The following is a 15711-nucleotide window of genomic DNA, read 5'->3' as shown; positions in this document are numbered from 1 at the left end:
CGAGGCGATCATGAAAACGATACGCGGCGCCCGATGGCGCCGCGCATCATTCGCTCACCCCAAGTACTTGATCATCACACCGGCGGCCACCGCCGATCCAATGACCCCGGCCACGTTGGGGCCCATGGCATGCATCAACAGGAAGTTGTGTGGGTTGTAATCCAGTCCCACCTTGTTGGACACCCTGGCCGCCATGGGAACGGCGGAAACCCCCGCCGACCCGATCAGCGGATTGATGGGCATCCGACTCACACTGTTCATCACTTTGGCCATGAGAATACCGCACGCCGTTCCGATACCGAAGGCAACGATCCCCAGCCCGAGAATTCCCAGCGTTTCCAGCGCCAGGAAACGATCGGCGACCAGCTTGGAGCCTACCGATAATCCCAGGAAGATGGTCACGATATTGATCAGGGCATTCTGCGCGGTATCGGAAAGCCGCTCGACCACGCCACATTCACGCATGAGATTGCCGAAGCAGAACATGCCCAACAAGGGAGCGGCATCCGGCAAGAACAGAACGACCAGGATCAGCAGCACCAGCGGGAAGCAGATTTTCTCCAGCTTGGAGACCGGCCGCAATTGAGTCATGACGATCTGTCGTTCTCGTGCGGAAGTCAGTGCTTTCATGATGGGTGGCTGGATCAACGGCACCAGCGCCATGTAGGAGTAGGAGGCGACGGCAATGGCCCCCAGCAACTCTGGCGCGAGAATGCTCGATACATAGATCGAGGTCGGACCGTCTGCCCCACCGATGATACCGATAGCCGCTGCCTGATTGAGCGAGAAATCCATCCAGCCCATCGCCGACAGACCGACCGCCCCCATCAGAGTGGCAAAAATGCCGAACTGGGCGGCCGCACCGAGAAACAGCGTGCGAGGGTTGGCCAGCAATGGCCCGAAGTCCGTCATGGCACCGACGCCCATGAAGATCACCAGCGGGGCGACACCGGAAGCAATGGCAACGCTATAGAACTGATACAGCATGCCATGAACGAAACCGGCATCCTGAGCCATGTCATTGGCATCGCGCAGCAACGCCGGCGACAGATCACTATGTAGCGCCTCGGTGATGGTGTGCCGCCAAGTCTCGACACCGGCGCCGGCTTCAAGATTGACTCCCAGCGCACCGCCCAGTTGCTCGAGCACTTCAGGGCGCGCCAGATGCGCAGCCTGTTCGGCGGCAGACAGTGCCAGTCCCGCTTCGGGGATATTGGCCAGGATACCGCCGAACCCGATTGGTACCAGCAGCAACGGTTCGAATTTCTTGTTGATCGCCAGGTACAGCAGGACCAGGCCAATGACGATCATTACCGCCTGGCCCCATTCCAGATTATAGAGTCCCGAGCCGTACCAGAGTGTTAGCAGATGTTCCATGCGGCTGTCCTTAAAGCACGATCAGCGTATCGCCGACGGCGACGCTGTCGCCCTCCTTGACCTTGATGTCGGACACGGTGCCGGCGCCGGTGGCTCGCACCTCGGTTTCCATCTTCATGGCCTCGAGAATGATCACGACATCGCCCTCGGCTACGCTGTCCCCGGGAGAAACGTTCACCTTGAAGATGTTGCCGGCCAGCGGCGCAGTAATCGCTTCGCCGCTAGCGACAGGCGCGCTTTCCCCACTGGCAGTCGTAGGTGATGGCTGACTGCTGTCCTTGGCCTGCACTTGGTCGATTTGACCTCCCTCGGCCACCTCCACCACATACTGCTTACCATTGACGGTGATGGTATAGGTTTCCAACCCAGTCGCGGGAGCGGAGGGCATTGTCGTTGACGTCTTCGCCAGCGGCTGACTGTCCCGGGCATTCTCCACAGGGGACTGTGGAGCCGGCTCGAAGGCATCGGGATTGTCACGGTTCTGCAGGAATTTCAGGCCAATCTGCGGGAACAGGGCATAGGTCAAGACATCGTCGATTTCCCGTTCACCGCTCTCCAGACGGATGTTCTCGTTGCTCGCCTTCTCTTTGAGTGCCGCTCGCAAGCGATCCATTTCCGGTTCCAGGCGATCGGCGGGACGACAGGTTATCGGCTCGCTCCCCTCCAGCACACGCTGCTGGAGTTCCGAATTGAAAGCAGCCGGTGCCGCGCCGTACTCGCCTTTCAGCAGTGCCTGGACTTCCTTGGAGATCGACTTGTAGCGCTCTCCCATCATGACATTCATTACGGCCTGGGTACCGACGATCTGCGATGTCGGCGTCACCAGCGGAATGAATCCCAGATCTTCACGTACTCTGGGGATTTCAACCAGGACGTCGTCGAGCTTGTCACCGGCACCCTGCTCCTTGAGCTGATTTTCCATGTTGGTCAGCATGCCACCCGGCACCTGGGCAACCAGAATGCGCGAATCGATGCCTTTCAACGATCCTTCGAAGTCTGCGTACTTCTTGCGGACTTCACGGAAATACGCGGCGATATCTTCCAATTGCTCAAGATCGAGCCCAGTATCGCGTTCGGTCTCTTTCAGGATCGCCACGAGCGACTCGGTGGGACTATGGCCATAAGTCATCGACATCGAGGATATCGCCGTGTCGACATTGTCGATACCAGCCTCGACGGCCTTGACGGCGGTTGCCGTCGACATCCCCGTCGTGGCGTGACTCTGCATGTGAATGGGGACCGACAGCGCTTGCTTGAGTCGTGATACCAGCTCGAAAGCGGTATAGGGTGTCAGCAGGCCCGCCATGTCCTTGATGGCCACCGAGTGAGCGCCCATGTCCTCGATACGTTTGGCAAGCTCGACCCAACCGTCGATGGTATGGACAGGACTCACGGTATAAGAGATAGCCCCCTGGGCATGTCCCCCCTGATCGACAACCGCCTTGATCGGCCGTTCCAGGTTGCGTGGGTCATTCATGGCGTCGAAAACGCGGAACACATCCACCCCGTTGACACGAGCGCGCTCAACGAACTTGTCGACGACATCATCGGCGTAATGCCGATATCCGAGCAAATTCTGGGCACGCAACAGCATCTGTTGGCGAGTATTCGGCATGGCTTCCTTCAGGGCTCTGATGCGCGCCCAGGGATCTTCTCCCAGATACCGAATACAAGCATCGAACGTCGCACCTCCCCAGGATTCCACCGACCAGAAACCGACTCGGTCGAGTTTCTCGGCAATCGGCAGCATGTCATCGAGGCGCATGCGAGTGGCAAACAGCGACTGATGCGCATCACGCAACACCACGTCGGTGATGCCCAGCGGGCGTTGGGTCTCACTCATGACCTTGTCCTTATGTGTATCATTCTCATGAAGTTGTACAGGAGACCGCGAAGTCGTTCGGCAATGTGCCGGCATGGCGGCTTATACCGAACTAGCGGCGGCGGCGATAGCGATGCAGAGCGGCACTGATCACCGCCATCAATTCGTCGTCGTGTTCTTGGGATGGCTTCACGGCTCGAGAGCCGCTATCGACCGGTGCTGGTGTCGGCGCCAACCGACCCATCAGCACCGACATCAAGGTGGTCGCCACGACCAGCACGGTCAGGAAGATGAACACGAAGCCCATACCGAAGGCCATCAGGCTCAGACCTTCCTGCAGCAGTTGTGGATCCTGCATGGTAATCGTTCCCTTGGCAGATATCAGTGGTCGGTCATAATGTCACGACAGGCCATCATCGACTGGTACAATAACCTGCCTGCTTCCGAACGTCATGCAATGGCACATTGGTGAGTCACCCCTTGATGGTGCCAAACCAATGGCCTCCCTGCGAGTTGAAGAGTTCCATGACCGATCAAAACGTCGTTAATTTACTACATCGAGGCCGTGTTGGCCTAGCACCCATGGAAGGAGTCATCGATGCCAATACTCGCGCCCTACTCACTGAATGTCCCGGCTTCGACTGGACCGTGACCGAATTCATACGTGTGATAGATCATCGTTTGCCTCCACGTGTCTTTCTCAAACACTGTCCCGAACTCGCTACACAGCAGGCCAAGACACCTAGCGGCATCGCCGTACACTTGCAGCTCCTCGGCTCCGATCCGCACGCTCTCGCCGAGAATGCGCGTCAGGCCTGTGATCTCGGGGCCACCAGTATCGATCTCAATTTCGGCTGCCCCGCCAAGACCGTCAACCGACATGATGGTGGCGCTTCCCTCTTGCGTGATCCCTCTCGGGTCGAGAGCACCGTCACCGCAGTCAACCGTGCGGTCGGCGACACGTGCCCGGTAACTGCCAAGATACGCCTGGGCTTTTCCCACCGCCGTCTTGCTCTGGATTGTGGACGCGCGGCCGAAAACGGTGGTGCAAAGCATCTCGTGGTCCACGCGCGCACCCGCGATGAAGGCTATCGTCCACCCGCACATTGGGAATGGATCGATCGCCTGCGACGCCATCTAGACATTCCTGTCATCGCCAATGGCGATATCTGGCGCCTTGAAGATTATTGGCGTATACGCAGCTTGTCGGGATGTCGTGATGTCATGCTAGGGCGCGGGGCGCTTGCAGACCCGTGGCTGGCGTACCGCATTCGTCACTGGCAACAAACCGGCGAACAGTTATCGCCTACCCCATGGTCGGCTCGAGCCAACATTCTGAACGCTTATGCCGCATTGCAGCGTAGCATACTTCCCGAACGAATAGTGGTATCGCTGCTTAAACAATGGTTGAATCACATGCGTTCGCTCGACAGCGAATCGGCGCATCGTTTCATGTCGCTTCGTCGTGTAACGCAACTCGATGCATTTCTTGATGGACTAAAAAAAGAGCGCCGACAACAACGTGTGGCGCTCTAAACGATCGCGGACTCCGAGACAGACGGCATCATTCCATTGGCAGACAGCAGGATCGGGCCCGGCGAGCAACAAAACGAAAAACCCGCCCTCTCATGGAGGACGGGTCATAATTTGGCGCGCCCGGGAGGATTCGAACCTCCGACCGCCTGATTCGTAGTCAGGTACTCTATCCAGCTGAGCTACGGGCGCTGACGTTATCCGCACCTGATGCGAGGATGAAAATCACTCGACCCAAGGCAGGCGAGGGGCTCAGAGCCCGCTCGGAAAGATGGCGCGCCCGGGAGGATTCGAACCTCCGACCGCCTGATTCGTAGTCAGGTACTCTATCCAGCTGAGCTACGGGCGCAAACCTTATCTCTTGTGTATCGATGCCAGCCAATCGACGTGGATTGGCGGAGAGAGAGGGATTCGAACCCTCGATGGGGCTATCAACCCCATACTCCCTTAGCAGGGGAGCGCCTTCAGCCACTCGGCCATCTCTCCCTCATCAACACGGCGCGCATCTTACCGTTTATGCCGTTCGTTGTCCAACTCTCGACCGAACTTTTTGTCGGGCGAATTCAGGACAATACGTCATCGTCATCATCGGTCCGTTCACGCTGTATGCGTTGATAGATCTCTTCGCGATGAACGGCAACGTCCTTGGGCGCATTAACCCCGATACGGACCTGGTTGCCTTTTACCCCTAGTACGGTCACGGTGATGTCATCACCGATCATCAAGGTTTCGCCGACACGGCGGGTCAGGATGAGCATAGCTGATCTCCTTCTCAGACTGTTCCAACGGGATGCCTAGGCTAGAAGCGATGTGTGACGGCCGATTATGCGCCATGCATCGCTTGCGGCCAAATCCTCAATACAATATCAGCCGATAACGACGTTGAAAGAAAGCCGCTACACCACCGTTATGCTCTCTTCCCTCTAGCGTAGACCCCATCAGCGTGTCCATGCGTGCTGGATTCACTCAGGCTCGATATCCTGCTTGTCCAGACCGAAGGCCTTATGCAGTGCTCGCACGGCCAGTTCCATATGCTTTTCGTCGATCACGACGGAGATTTTGATTTCCGATGTCGAGACCATGCGGATATTGACGTTCTCGTCCGCCAACGCTCGGAACATCCGTGACGCTACACCGGCATGGGAACGCATGCCGACCCCCACCAGCGAGACTTTGGCTATCTTGTCATCACCTCGCAGTTCGCCGCCACCCAGGTCCGGAAGCACCTGCTCCTTGAGGATCTGCATGGTCTGCTTGTAATCGCTCTTGGCCACGGTAAAGGTAAAGTCGGTGTAATCCCCCACTGGCGCCACGTTCTGTACGATCATGTCGACTTCGATGTTGGCATCGGCGATAGGGCCCAGAATGCGTGATGCGACACCCGGTACATCCGGCGTATTGAGCAGCGTGAGTTTGGCCTCTTTATCGGTAAAGGCGATACCGGAGATCAGCGGTTCTTCCATGGAGTCCTCTTCTTCATCTGAATCAGCAACGATCAAGGTGCCGGGGCCATCTTCGAAACTGGAAAGTACACGCAACGCGACATTGTATTTGCCGGCGAATTCCACGGCGCGTATCTGCAACACCTTCGAGCCCAGGCTCGCCAACTCGAGCATCTCTTCAACGGTGATCGCTTCAAGACGCTGCGCCCGTGAACAGACCCGCGGATCGGTTGTATAGACGCCATCGACATCAGTATAGATCTGGCACTCATCCGCCCCCAGGGCTGCTGCCAACGCCACCCCAGTGGTGTCGGAGCCGCCACGCCCGAGCGTCGTGATATTGCCTTCGTCATCGACCCCCTGGAAACCGGCGACGACGACAACCTGCCCATCATCCAGGTCGGCACGCAATTCTTCGGTCTCGATACGCTGGATACGGGCCTTGGTATGAGCGCTGTCGGTCTGTATACCGACCTGCCCTCCCGTATAGGACGTCGCCGCCACGCCCAACCGGTGTAGCGCCATGGCCAGTAGCGAACTGGTGACCTGCTCTCCGGTGGACACCAGCATGTCCATCTCTCTCGGCGTCGGTTCGTCGTTAATTTGACTGGCCAGATCGATCAAACGGTTGGTTTCACCGCTCATTGCCGAAACCACCACCACGACCTGATGGCCCTCGTCACGGAACCGCTTGACCCTCTCCGCCACGGCCTTGATGCGTTCGACGGAGCCTACCGAGGTTCCGCCAAATTTTTGTACATATAGCGCCATAGACAGCTTACCCTGGTTACATTCGACATGCTGCCGAACGGGTGAATGAGAAAACTCGGGTCGGGATCGCCCCGACCACATCGACTCAAATGAGTTGTGCCTCGACCCAGGTCGGTACGCTCGCCAACGCCTGGGGAAGCGCGCCAGGGTCACTGCCGCCGGCTTGAGCCATATCCGGGCGACCGCCACCTTTACCGCCGACCTGGGCGGCTACATGGTTGACCAACTCACCGGCCTTGAGCTGGCCGGTAAGATCATCGGTCACGCCGGCAATCAAACTAACCTTGCCCGCCTCGCGGTCGGCAACACCCAAGACAATGACACCGGAACCCAGCTTCTGCTTGAGCTGGTCGAGCACGCCTCGCAGCTCCTTGCCAGAGACACCGTCGAGCTGCTTGGCAAGGAGCTTGACGCCAGCGACGTCATGGGCCTCGTCCACCATGTCGCTGCCGGCGGCACTGGCCAGCTTGGCTTTCAAACGCTCGAGTTCCTTTTCCAGGCTACGATTGCGCTCGATGAGCGATTCGACGCGACTTTCCACCTGCTCCGGTTTGGCCTTGACACGCTCACCAATACGCATCACTCGCGCTTCCTGCTCACGGAAATAGTCCAGTGCGCTCTCTCCCGTGATCGCCTCGATTCGACGTACGCCAGCGGCAATCCCTGTTTCGGCAATGACATGAAAACAACCGATATCGCCGCTGCGCGCCACGTGAGTCCCGCCACACAGCTCGATGGAAAAATCATCTGCCCCGATGGTCAATACACGCACATTGTCGGCGTATTTGGCCTCGAATAGCGCTGCCGCCCCCTTGGCCTTGGCTTCATCGAGGCTCATGTGCTCAATACGAGTCGGCGCATTTTCCAGGATCTGCGCATTCACGATGGCTTCGACCTCGGACAACTGCTCGGGCGTCATCGCCTCGAAATGGCTGAAATCGAAACGCAAGCGCTCGGCACTAACCAACGATCCCTTCTGCTGTACGTGATCCCCCAACACCATGCGTAACGCTTTATGGAGCAGGTGGGTTGCCGAATGGTTTCGCATGGTGGCCGCACGCAAGGCCGCATCGACTCGTGGCGTCACACTCGCACCGGCCTTCATATGCCCTGAGACCATCACGCCATGGTGTAGATGGTGGCCTCCCTGCTTGTGCGTATCGGTGACCTGAAACCGTCCTCCCTCGGCATGCAGATACCCAGTATCGCCGACCTGGCCGCCGGACTCCCCGTAGAAAGGTGTGCGGTCGAGCACCACCACGCCGCGTTGATCGCCGGCAAGGGCATCGACCGGATTGCCTTGAGTGTCGAGTAGCGCTACCACCTCGGCGCTGTCTTCCAACTGGTCGTAACCGGTAAACGCCGTTTCGCCTTCGATCTCCATGGCCGCTGAGTAGTCGGTACCGAACTGACTGGCAGCACGGGCACGCTCTCGCTGAGCCTCCAGCTCACGCTGAAAACCGACTTCATCGAGGGTGACACCGCGTTCGCGACAGACATCTGCCGTCAGGTCGAACGGGAATCCATAGGTGTCATAAAGCTTGAATACGGTTTCCCCTGGCAGCACATCGCTCTGGAGATCGTTCAGGGCTGTCTCGAGCAACCCCATGCCATGATCGAGTGTTCGTGCGAACTGTTCTTCTTCCTTGGCCAGCACACTCTCGATACGAGCGCGAGCCTGACGCAATTCGGGATAGGCATCTCCCATCTCGGCGTCCAATGCCGCAACGAGCTTATGAAAGAAGGGTTCCTGCGCCCCCAGCTTATGTCCATGGCGTACAGCGCGTCGAATGATCCGCCGCAGCACATATCCGCGCCCTTCGTTCGAAGGCAGGACATCATCAACGATCAGGAAGGCGCAGGAGCGAATATGATCGGCAATCACGCATAGTGACGGCGACAGGATATCGGTATGCCCGGTTACTGCGGATGCCGCCTGCAGGAGGTTCTGGAACAGGTCGATTTCGTAGTTGGAGTGCACTCCCTGCAGTACTGCAGCCACACGCTCCAGCCCCATACCGGTATCGATCGACGGCTTGGGCAGCGGATGCAAAGTGCCTTGTGCATCTCGATCGAATTGCATGAAGACCAGATTCCAGATCTCGATGTAGCGGTCGCCATCCTCTTCGGGGCTACCGGGAGGCCCTCCCCAGACGTCGGAACCATGATCAAAGAAGATTTCCGACGACGGGCCGCAAGGACCGGTATCCCCCATCTGCCAGAAGTTGTCGTCTTCGAGCTTGGAAAAGCGCTCGGGATCGACGCCGATATCTTCTTTCCAGATCTTCTCGGCCTCATCATCGCTGACATGCACGGTTACCCACAGCTGATCGGCGGGCAGCCCTAGACGCTCGGTCAGGAACTCCCAGGCGAAGCGAATCGCCTCGCGCTTGAAATAGTCACCGAAGCTGAAATTGCCCAGCATCTCGAAAAAGGTGTGGTGACGAGCGGTATAGCCGACATTATCGAGATCATTGTGCTTGCCGCCGGCACGTACGCACCGCTGAGCCGAGGTCGCCCGTACATAAGGACGAGGATCGCGCCCCAGGAATACATCCTTGAATGGCACCATCCCCGCATTGGTGAACAACAACGTGGGATCATTGTCGGGCACCAATGAACTCGACGGTATGATGGTGTGCCCCTGCTCTTCGAAGTATGTCAGGAAGGCCTGTCTAATATCTGCGCTTTTCATAATGAATCCGTGGCGATAAGCGAAGCGGCCCAAGGCCATGCAAAGCCATCAGTATAACGCAGACAAGGGGTAACTTTCAGCGCTGGTCAATGGTCGGTGTTGGTATCACCGTTCATCGTCCCAGGCATGCGACAATGCATAGCGGACGTGTGCGAAATCAAACCCTCGACCAGCGAGAAAGCGTTCGCGGCGCGCCCGGTCTCTCGGTCGCTCGCCAGGCTCGGAAAAACGCTTGGCCAGCGCCTCGCATGCCAGTTGATACCAGTCGACATCAGCGTCGGCCAACGCCTCATCGGCCCACTCCCTGGGAACGCCACGCTGACTGACGTCGGCATGAATCTTGACCGGCCCCTGGCCACGCATGAGACGGGATCGCACGAAATGTTCGGCGAACCGTCGATCCGATTGAAGGCCTTCTTCAGCCAGGGCATCCAGGCATTCGGCAATCGCCTGGGGCGCATGCCCCTTCGTGGAGAGACGCGACTCCAGCTCGGCACGGGCATACTCCCGGCGTGCCAGCAGCCGGATAGCATCATCCCGCGGTGACGCTGAATCGGCAACCTCCGTCGTCCTCGTCATGGCTTGGCTCTCACTCATCCGTCGGATGCTGTCGACGTGTTACAGCAATTCGTTACGTTCATCGTCCGTCGCTACAGCCTCATCCGACTCGCTCCCCTCCTTGTCCGACTCCGCCTTATCCGGCTCGGACAATGCCAGTAGTTGAGCTCGTATCTGCGACTCGATCTCCTCCATGGTGGCGGGGTTGTCTTCGAGGTGTTGCGCCGCATTGGCCTTGCCCTGACCGATCTTGCTGCCTTTGTAGCTATACCAGGCACCCGCCTTGTCGATCAGATTGCATTGGACTCCCAAGTCGACCACCTCTCCGGCATGGTAGATCCCCTTGCCGTAGAGTATCTGGAACTCGGCCTGGCGAAACGGCGGCGCCACCTTGTTCTTGACGACCTTGACTCGGGTCTCGTTACCGATCACTTCATCGCCCTGCTTGACCGAGCCGGTACGACGGATATCCAGACGCACACTGGAATAGAATTTGAGTGCGTTACCACCGGTGGTGGTTTCGGGGCTGCCGAACATGACACCGATCTTCATGCGGATCTGATTGATGAAGACCACCATGCAGTTGGCCGTTTTCATGTTTCCGGTAATCTTGCGCAGTGCCTGCGACATCAGTCGTGCCTGTAAACCGACATGAGAGTCCCCCATTTCGCCTTCAATCTCGGCACGTGGCGTCAGCGCGGCCACCGAGTCGATAATGATCACGTCGACACCGCCGGAGCGAACCAGCATGTCGCAGATTTCCAGCGCTTGCTCACCGGTATCCGGCTGCGAGACCAGCAAATCATCCAGGTTGACCCCGAGTTTTTCGGCATAATTCGGGTCCAGAGCGTGTTCGGCGTCGATGAAGGCACATGTCTTGTCCTGCTTCTGCGCTTCGGCTATCACCGACAGCGTCAGTGTCGTCTTGCCCGAAGATTCAGGCCCGAACACCTCCACCACCCGGCCGAACGGCAGTCCACCGATCCCTAGGGAGATATCCAGTCCCAGAGAGCCGGTGGATACCGAAGGCATCGTCACCCGTGGCGCATCGCCCAGACGCATCACGGTCCCTTTGCCGAACTGGCGCTCGATTTGAGAAAGGGCAGCGTTCAGCGCCTTGGAACGGTTGTCGTCCTGTGCCATGCATGGCCTCCTGGTATCGTCAAAGGGGAAAGTACTGTATGGCTACACAGTATTATGGCGAAAAATCGCCTTGCCGCCTAGCTTTGATCCTAAAATTTTTACGCCGCTTCCAGCCATCGGATCAGGCCAATCAGCGCGACACGCACCGACTGCTCGCGTACAGCGCGGCGATCACCGGCAAAGTGCTGCCGTTCGGCCTGCTGTCGCTGACTATCACCCCATGCTAGCCATACGGTGCCGACAGGCTTGTCATCGCTGCCACCTCCCGGGCCAGCCACACCGCTGATGGCGACCCCCAGAGAGGCCCCGCTCTCTCGGCAAGCCCCGGCAACCATCGCTTCGACGACCGCACGACTCACCGCGCCGTGGCTGTCGATGAGTTCGGTTGGCACCCCCAATAGCCGGGCCTTGGCGGCATTGGCATACGTGACATAACCGGTCTCGAAATAGTCGGAGCTCCCCGCAACATCCGTGATCGCGCTAGCCACGCCGCCACCAGTACAGGATTCCGCCGTTGTCAGCATCACACCGCGCGCTCGGCACAATTCGCCCAGGCGTTCGGAGAGAGACGCCAGGTCTTGCGCTTCGAGAACCACTTCGGACACGATAACACTCCCTTGGCCGACCACATCACGCCACTGACGGATGCCTTTCATGGGCGTAGAATAAAGCCTTTGTCGATGAAATGCAGGCGCCCGTGTCATGCGGCACTGACGCCATAGCGATCCACTTTCAAGGATGTCCATGTCACAGGCAAGTACTCAGCATACGCCCATGATGACGCAATACCTGAACATCAAGCGCGAGCACCCCGATGTGCTGCTCTTCTACCGCATGGGCGACTTCTACGAACTGTTCTATGATGACGCCAAGCGCGCCGCCGGCCTGCTCGACATTACCCTCACCCAGCGTGGCCAATCCGCCGGCAAACCGATTCCCATGGCCGGCGTTCCCTATCATAGTGCCGAGAGTTACCTGGCTCGATTGGTGAAATCGGGGGAATCAGTCGCCATCTGCGAACAAATGGGCGACCCCAATACCGCCAAGGGACCGGTCGAACGGCAAGTCGTGCGCATCGTCACCCCCGGCACGCTGCATGACGAAGCGTTGCTCGATGCACGTCGCGACAACCTGCTGCTGGCCCTGAACCAAACAGGCGAACGCTGGGGGTTGGCCTGGCTGGAACTGTCCAGCGGCCGTTTCAGTGTATTGGAAGTCGAGGGCGAGGCGGAAATGCTCGCCGAGGTGCAGCGGCTCGACCCGGCTGAATTACTGGTCGCCGAAAGCGTCAGCCTGCCGGACGCCTTCAACGAACGCCGTGGCATACGACGGCAGAGCGACTGGCTATTCGACCAGGAATCTGCCACACGGCTGTTATGTGACCAGCTAGGCGTTGCCGATCTGCGCGGTTTCGGCTGCGCCCATCTGGCGTGTGCACTCACCGCAGCGGGTGTGCTCATCGACTATGCCCGGGACACGCAACGTTCTCGCCTGCCACATGTCACGGCCATCGGCGTCGAAAGTCGCGATGATGCCGTGATCATCGATGCCGCCAGCCGCCGTAACCTGGAAATCGATACCAACCTCGGTGGCAACACCGACAACACGCTAGCCAGTGTCCTCGACACGACCGCTACGGCCATGGGATCGCGCTTGCTCAAACGCTGGTTGAATCGACCCTTACGCGACCATGGCCAGGTCAGCGCGCGCCAGTCGGCAGTACAGCGTCTGCTTGACGACGATGGTTTCACGACGCTGCGCGACCACCTCAAGCGAATCGGTGATATCGAGCGTATCCTGGCGCGGGTCGCCCTACGTAGCGCCCGTCCTCGCGACCTGGCACGCCTGCGTGAGGCACTGAACGCCCTGCCCGATCTGCAGGAAGCCCTGACGACGTTCGACGAAGGCTCAGCACTGGACGACCTAAAACGGCATATCCGCCCCTACCCGGAGTTGAGCGAGACACTGAATCGTGCGCTGGTCGACGACCCCCCCGTAGTGATTCGCGATGGCGGCGTAATCGCCGACGGATTCGATGACACTCTCGATGAATACCGGGGCCTGGCCGAACACGCGGGCGACTACCTGATCGAGCTGGAAGCTCGCGAACGTGAACGGACGGGGCTGACGGGTCTCAAGGTCGGCTACAATCGAGTCCATGGCTACTATATCGAGATTCCGCGCGCCCAGGCCCGCGAAGCGCCAGCCGACTACATTCGCCGTCAAACTCTGAAAAATGCCGAACGCTTCATCATCCCTGAACTCAAGGAATTCGAAGACAAGGCGCTCTCAGCCAAGTCGCGTGCCCTGGCACGCGAGAAGCATCTTTATGACAATTTGCTAGAGACCCTCAATACCGATCTGGATGCCTTGCAAGCCAGTGGCCGTTCGCTGGCGGCACTGGACGTCCTGACGACGTTCGCCGAACGCGCTCAAGCACTGGACTTCGTCAGTCCCCATCTTGCCGAGGTGCCAGGTATCGTCATCCATGGCGGGCGCCATCCGGTTGTCGAGCAAGTCAGCGACACCCCCTTCGTTCCCAACGACCTGAGCCTGGGTGACTCGCGACGCATGTTGATGATCACGGGCCCCAACATGGGCGGAAAGTCGACCTACATGCGTCAGGTGGCTCTGATCACTCTGCTCGCCCATACCGGAAGTTTCGTTCCGGCCGACAGTGCCGAGATCGGACCGGTGGACCGGATATTCACCCGTATCGGCTCTAGCGACGACTTGGCCGGTGGCCGTTCGACATTCATGGTCGAAATGACGGAGACCGCCAGCATCTTGCACAATGCCACCGAGCAGAGCCTTGTCCTGATGGACGAAATTGGCCGAGGAACCAGCACCTTTGACGGTCTGTCGCTGGCATGGGCCAGCGCCGAGCACCTGACCCGGACACGCGCCTTTACTCTCTTCGCCACGCATTATTTCGAAATGACTGCATTGGCCGAACACGCCGATGGCGTCGCCAACGTACACCTGACTGCTGCCGAACACAGGGATGGCATCGTCTTCATGCACCGAGTTGAAGAGGGGCCGGCGAACCAGAGTTATGGACTGCAGGTTGCCCAGTTGGCAGGCGTACCGCAAAGTGTGATTGCTCGTGCCCGAGACAAACTGGCCACACTGGAGCAACAGGAAATCGATCAGGGTAATTGGCAAGCACCAGCTACCTCAACCGCCTCGGATCCGCAAGACAGTGTCGCGACACCTCAGCAAGCGGACCTGTTCGCCACGGTGCCGCACCCATTGATCGACCAGCTAGCCTCCCTGGACCTGGATGGACTGACACCGCGCCAGGCATTGAATATGCTGTATGAATGGCGTGAAAACTTGTAGACGACACCCTGCAGCACAGGAGGTGGGCCGTGATTCGAGTGCTTCACAGCGGACTTACGCTCCGAACCGCACGGTGATTCGTTCAACGCTTTCTTAGCGACATGAGCTCATGCCCAATCGTTCTTCCTTGTCAATCCCGGGGCGTCTTGCCGGGTATGCAGCACACGACTAGAATAGGGCGCCATTAGAATAGCGGCTTATAATGGCTCAGTCGCTTATAACACGAACCTTCCAGTGACCATCGCACACGTAGTCACGACCTAGGAGATTCCATGACATTCGTCGTCACCGAGAACTGCATCAAGTGCAAGTACACCGACTGCGTCGAAGTTTGCCCGGTGGACTGCTTCTACGAGGGTCCCAACTTCCTGGTCATCCATCCCGACGAGTGTATCGACTGCGCCCTGTGCGAACCGGAATGTCCTGCCGAAGCCATATACTCCGAGGACGAATTGCCTGATAACCAGAAAGAGTTCCTGGAGTTGAATGCGGAGCTGGCCGAGACATGGCCGAATATCACGGAAAAGAAAGATCCGCCCGAAGACGCGGAATCATGGGATGGCAAGTCGGGCAAGCTGGAGTATCTGGAACGCGAGTGAAGAACGCGTGGCGTACACGCGAGTATTGAGACAGGAAAAAGGCGACCCGAAGGTCGCCCGCTCCCAGCTACTCCCTTGAGCCAGTCCGTTGGCTCGACTCCTATGGTGACGTCCTTGCCGGGAGGCGACGTCCTGTCACACCCGGCGCACCACGACTAGCATCCCGTTGGCATCCTGCCGGAAAAGCAATCCTCGCTTTCCCACATCCCGAGTCCATTTTGGCAGTTGGGTAGGAGTTCTCAAGGTGGTCTCTTGCGACGTCCTGACTCGTAACATCACGCCGAGGAAAACAGCGAACCTAGCAATTTCAGTAATTTATATCTTTTCATACATAAATTAACTGGTTACTTTTTGATCAATGTCGCCAACTTCCTAAGCGTTTTGTAAGCGATCTCCTACAAAACCTTAAGCGATCGCTTACGTCCTTGA

12 protein-coding genes and 3 tRNA genes are annotated in these 15711 nt (G+C 58.4%); 3 read left to right on the top strand and 12 right to left on the bottom strand.

The genetic code is table 11. The features are described 5' to 3' along the window. Positions 1-54: 54 nt before the first annotated feature. The 3 genes from FVV99_RS06960 to FVV99_RS06950 all read right to left on the bottom strand — a co-directional run bounded on the left by FVV99_RS06960 (position 55) and on the right by FVV99_RS06950 (position 3557). The gene (locus tag FVV99_RS06960; protein WP_148253343.1) at positions 55-1377 is read right to left on the bottom strand and encodes a sodium ion-translocating decarboxylase subunit beta; all 1323 of its coding nucleotides are present in this window, start codon (positions 1375-1377) and stop codon (positions 55-57) included. Between the two features lie 10 nt (positions 1378-1387). After that, on the bottom strand, positions 1388-3220 hold the full coding sequence (gene oadA, locus FVV99_RS06955; protein WP_148253342.1) for a sodium-extruding oxaloacetate decarboxylase subunit alpha: 1833 nt from the start codon (positions 3218-3220) through the stop codon (positions 1388-1390). A gap of 91 nt (positions 3221-3311) precedes the next feature. Continuing rightward, positions 3312-3557 (bottom strand): OadG family protein, encoded by a 246-nt coding sequence (locus FVV99_RS06950; protein ID WP_148253341.1) that lies wholly within the window; start codon positions 3555-3557, stop codon positions 3312-3314. A gap of 224 nt (positions 3558-3781) precedes the next feature. On the opposite strand from FVV99_RS06950, the gene FVV99_RS06945 reads away from it, so the two are divergent. Next, a complete protein-coding gene (locus FVV99_RS06945) occupies positions 3782-4735 on the top strand; it encodes a tRNA dihydrouridine synthase (protein ID WP_148253340.1) in 954 nt (317 codons plus the stop codon). A 112-nt stretch (positions 4736-4847) separates the two neighbouring features. Here the strand turns inward: FVV99_RS06945 and FVV99_RS06940 are convergent. From FVV99_RS06940 to FVV99_RS06900, 9 genes are all read right to left on the bottom strand, one after another. Then, positions 4848-4924 (bottom strand) — tRNA-Arg (locus FVV99_RS06940). 80 nt (positions 4925-5004) lie between these two features. Then, positions 5005-5081 (bottom strand) — tRNA-Arg (locus FVV99_RS06935). A gap of 44 nt (positions 5082-5125) precedes the next feature. Next, a tRNA-Ser gene (locus FVV99_RS06930) sits at positions 5126-5218 on the bottom strand. A gap of 77 nt (positions 5219-5295) precedes the next feature. Beyond that, positions 5296-5490: a carbon storage regulator CsrA gene (csrA, locus tag FVV99_RS06925; protein ID WP_148253339.1), complete on the bottom strand. Its 195-nt coding sequence runs from the start codon at positions 5488-5490 to the stop codon at positions 5296-5298. A gap of 204 nt (positions 5491-5694) precedes the next feature. Continuing rightward, positions 5695-6945, bottom strand: coding sequence for an aspartate kinase (locus tag FVV99_RS06920; protein ID WP_148253338.1), 1251 nt, complete (start codon positions 6943-6945; stop codon positions 5695-5697). Positions 6946-7030: 85 nt separating this feature from the next. Continuing rightward, positions 7031-9640, bottom strand: a complete 2610-nt coding sequence (gene alaS, locus FVV99_RS06915) for an alanine--tRNA ligase (RefSeq protein ID WP_148253337.1) — start codon at positions 9638-9640, stop codon at positions 7031-7033. A gap of 105 nt (positions 9641-9745) precedes the next feature. After that, entirely contained in the window at positions 9746-10219 is a 474-nt protein-coding gene (locus tag FVV99_RS06910) for a regulatory protein RecX (RefSeq protein ID WP_148253336.1), read from the bottom strand. A gap of 39 nt (positions 10220-10258) precedes the next feature. Continuing rightward, a complete protein-coding gene (recA, locus tag FVV99_RS06905) occupies positions 10259-11341 on the bottom strand; it encodes a recombinase RecA (RefSeq protein ID WP_148253335.1) in 1083 nt (360 codons plus the stop codon). Positions 11342-11439: 98 nt separating this feature from the next. After that, on the bottom strand, positions 11440-11949 hold the full coding sequence (locus tag FVV99_RS06900; RefSeq protein ID WP_236645352.1) for a CinA family protein: 510 nt from the start codon (positions 11947-11949) through the stop codon (positions 11440-11442). 136 nt (positions 11950-12085) lie between these two features. Between FVV99_RS06900 and mutS the strand changes: the two genes are divergently transcribed. Together mutS and fdxA are read left to right on the top strand one after the other, a co-directional pair. After that, positions 12086-14683, top strand: a complete 2598-nt coding sequence (gene mutS, locus FVV99_RS06895) for a DNA mismatch repair protein MutS (protein WP_148253333.1) — start codon at positions 12086-12088, stop codon at positions 14681-14683. Positions 14684-14955: 272 nt separating this feature from the next. After that, on the top strand, positions 14956-15282 hold the full coding sequence (fdxA, locus tag FVV99_RS06890; protein ID WP_148253332.1) for a ferredoxin FdxA: 327 nt from the start codon (positions 14956-14958) through the stop codon (positions 15280-15282). Positions 15283-15711 lie beyond the last annotated feature (429 nt).

The sequence above is a fragment of the Aidingimonas lacisalsi genome, assembly GCF_008079445.1.
Lineage (GTDB): Bacteria > Pseudomonadota > Gammaproteobacteria > Pseudomonadales > Halomonadaceae > Aidingimonas > Aidingimonas lacisalsi.
This window is presented reverse-complemented; position numbering and strand designations above follow the sequence as displayed.

What these genes read in the sequence shown, in the direction of transcription:
- csrA (WP_148253339.1), bottom strand. Translation starts at nt 5,490, where the DNA reads ATGCTCATCCTGACCCGCCGTGTCGGCGAAACCTTGATGATCGGTGAT.
- FVV99_RS06950 (WP_148253341.1), bottom strand. Translation starts at nt 3,557, where the DNA reads ATGCAGGATCCACAACTGCTGCAGGAAGGTCTGAGCCTGATGGCCTTC.
- alaS (WP_148253337.1), bottom strand. Translation starts at nt 9,640, where the DNA reads ATGAAAAGCGCAGATATTAGACAGGCCTTCCTGACATACTTCGAAGAG.
- FVV99_RS06945 (WP_148253340.1), top strand. Translation starts at nt 3,782, where the DNA reads ATGGAAGGAGTCATCGATGCCAATACTCGCGCCCTACTCACTGAATGT.
- oadA (WP_148253342.1), bottom strand. Translation starts at nt 3,220, where the DNA reads ATGAGTGAGACCCAACGCCCGCTGGGCATCACCGACGTGGTGTTGCGT.
- fdxA (WP_148253332.1), top strand. Translation starts at nt 14,956, where the DNA reads ATGACATTCGTCGTCACCGAGAACTGCATCAAGTGCAAGTACACCGAC.
- mutS (WP_148253333.1), top strand. Translation starts at nt 12,086, where the DNA reads ATGTCACAGGCAAGTACTCAGCATACGCCCATGATGACGCAATACCTG.
- FVV99_RS06920 (WP_148253338.1), bottom strand. Translation starts at nt 6,945, where the DNA reads ATGGCGCTATATGTACAAAAATTTGGCGGAACCTCGGTAGGCTCCGTC.
- FVV99_RS06960 (WP_148253343.1), bottom strand. Translation starts at nt 1,377, where the DNA reads ATGGAACATCTGCTAACACTCTGGTACGGCTCGGGACTCTATAATCTG.
- FVV99_RS06910 (WP_148253336.1), bottom strand. Translation starts at nt 10,219, where the DNA reads ATGACGAGGACGACGGAGGTTGCCGATTCAGCGTCACCGCGGGATGAT.
- recA (WP_148253335.1), bottom strand. Translation starts at nt 11,341, where the DNA reads ATGGCACAGGACGACAACCGTTCCAAGGCGCTGAACGCTGCCCTTTCT.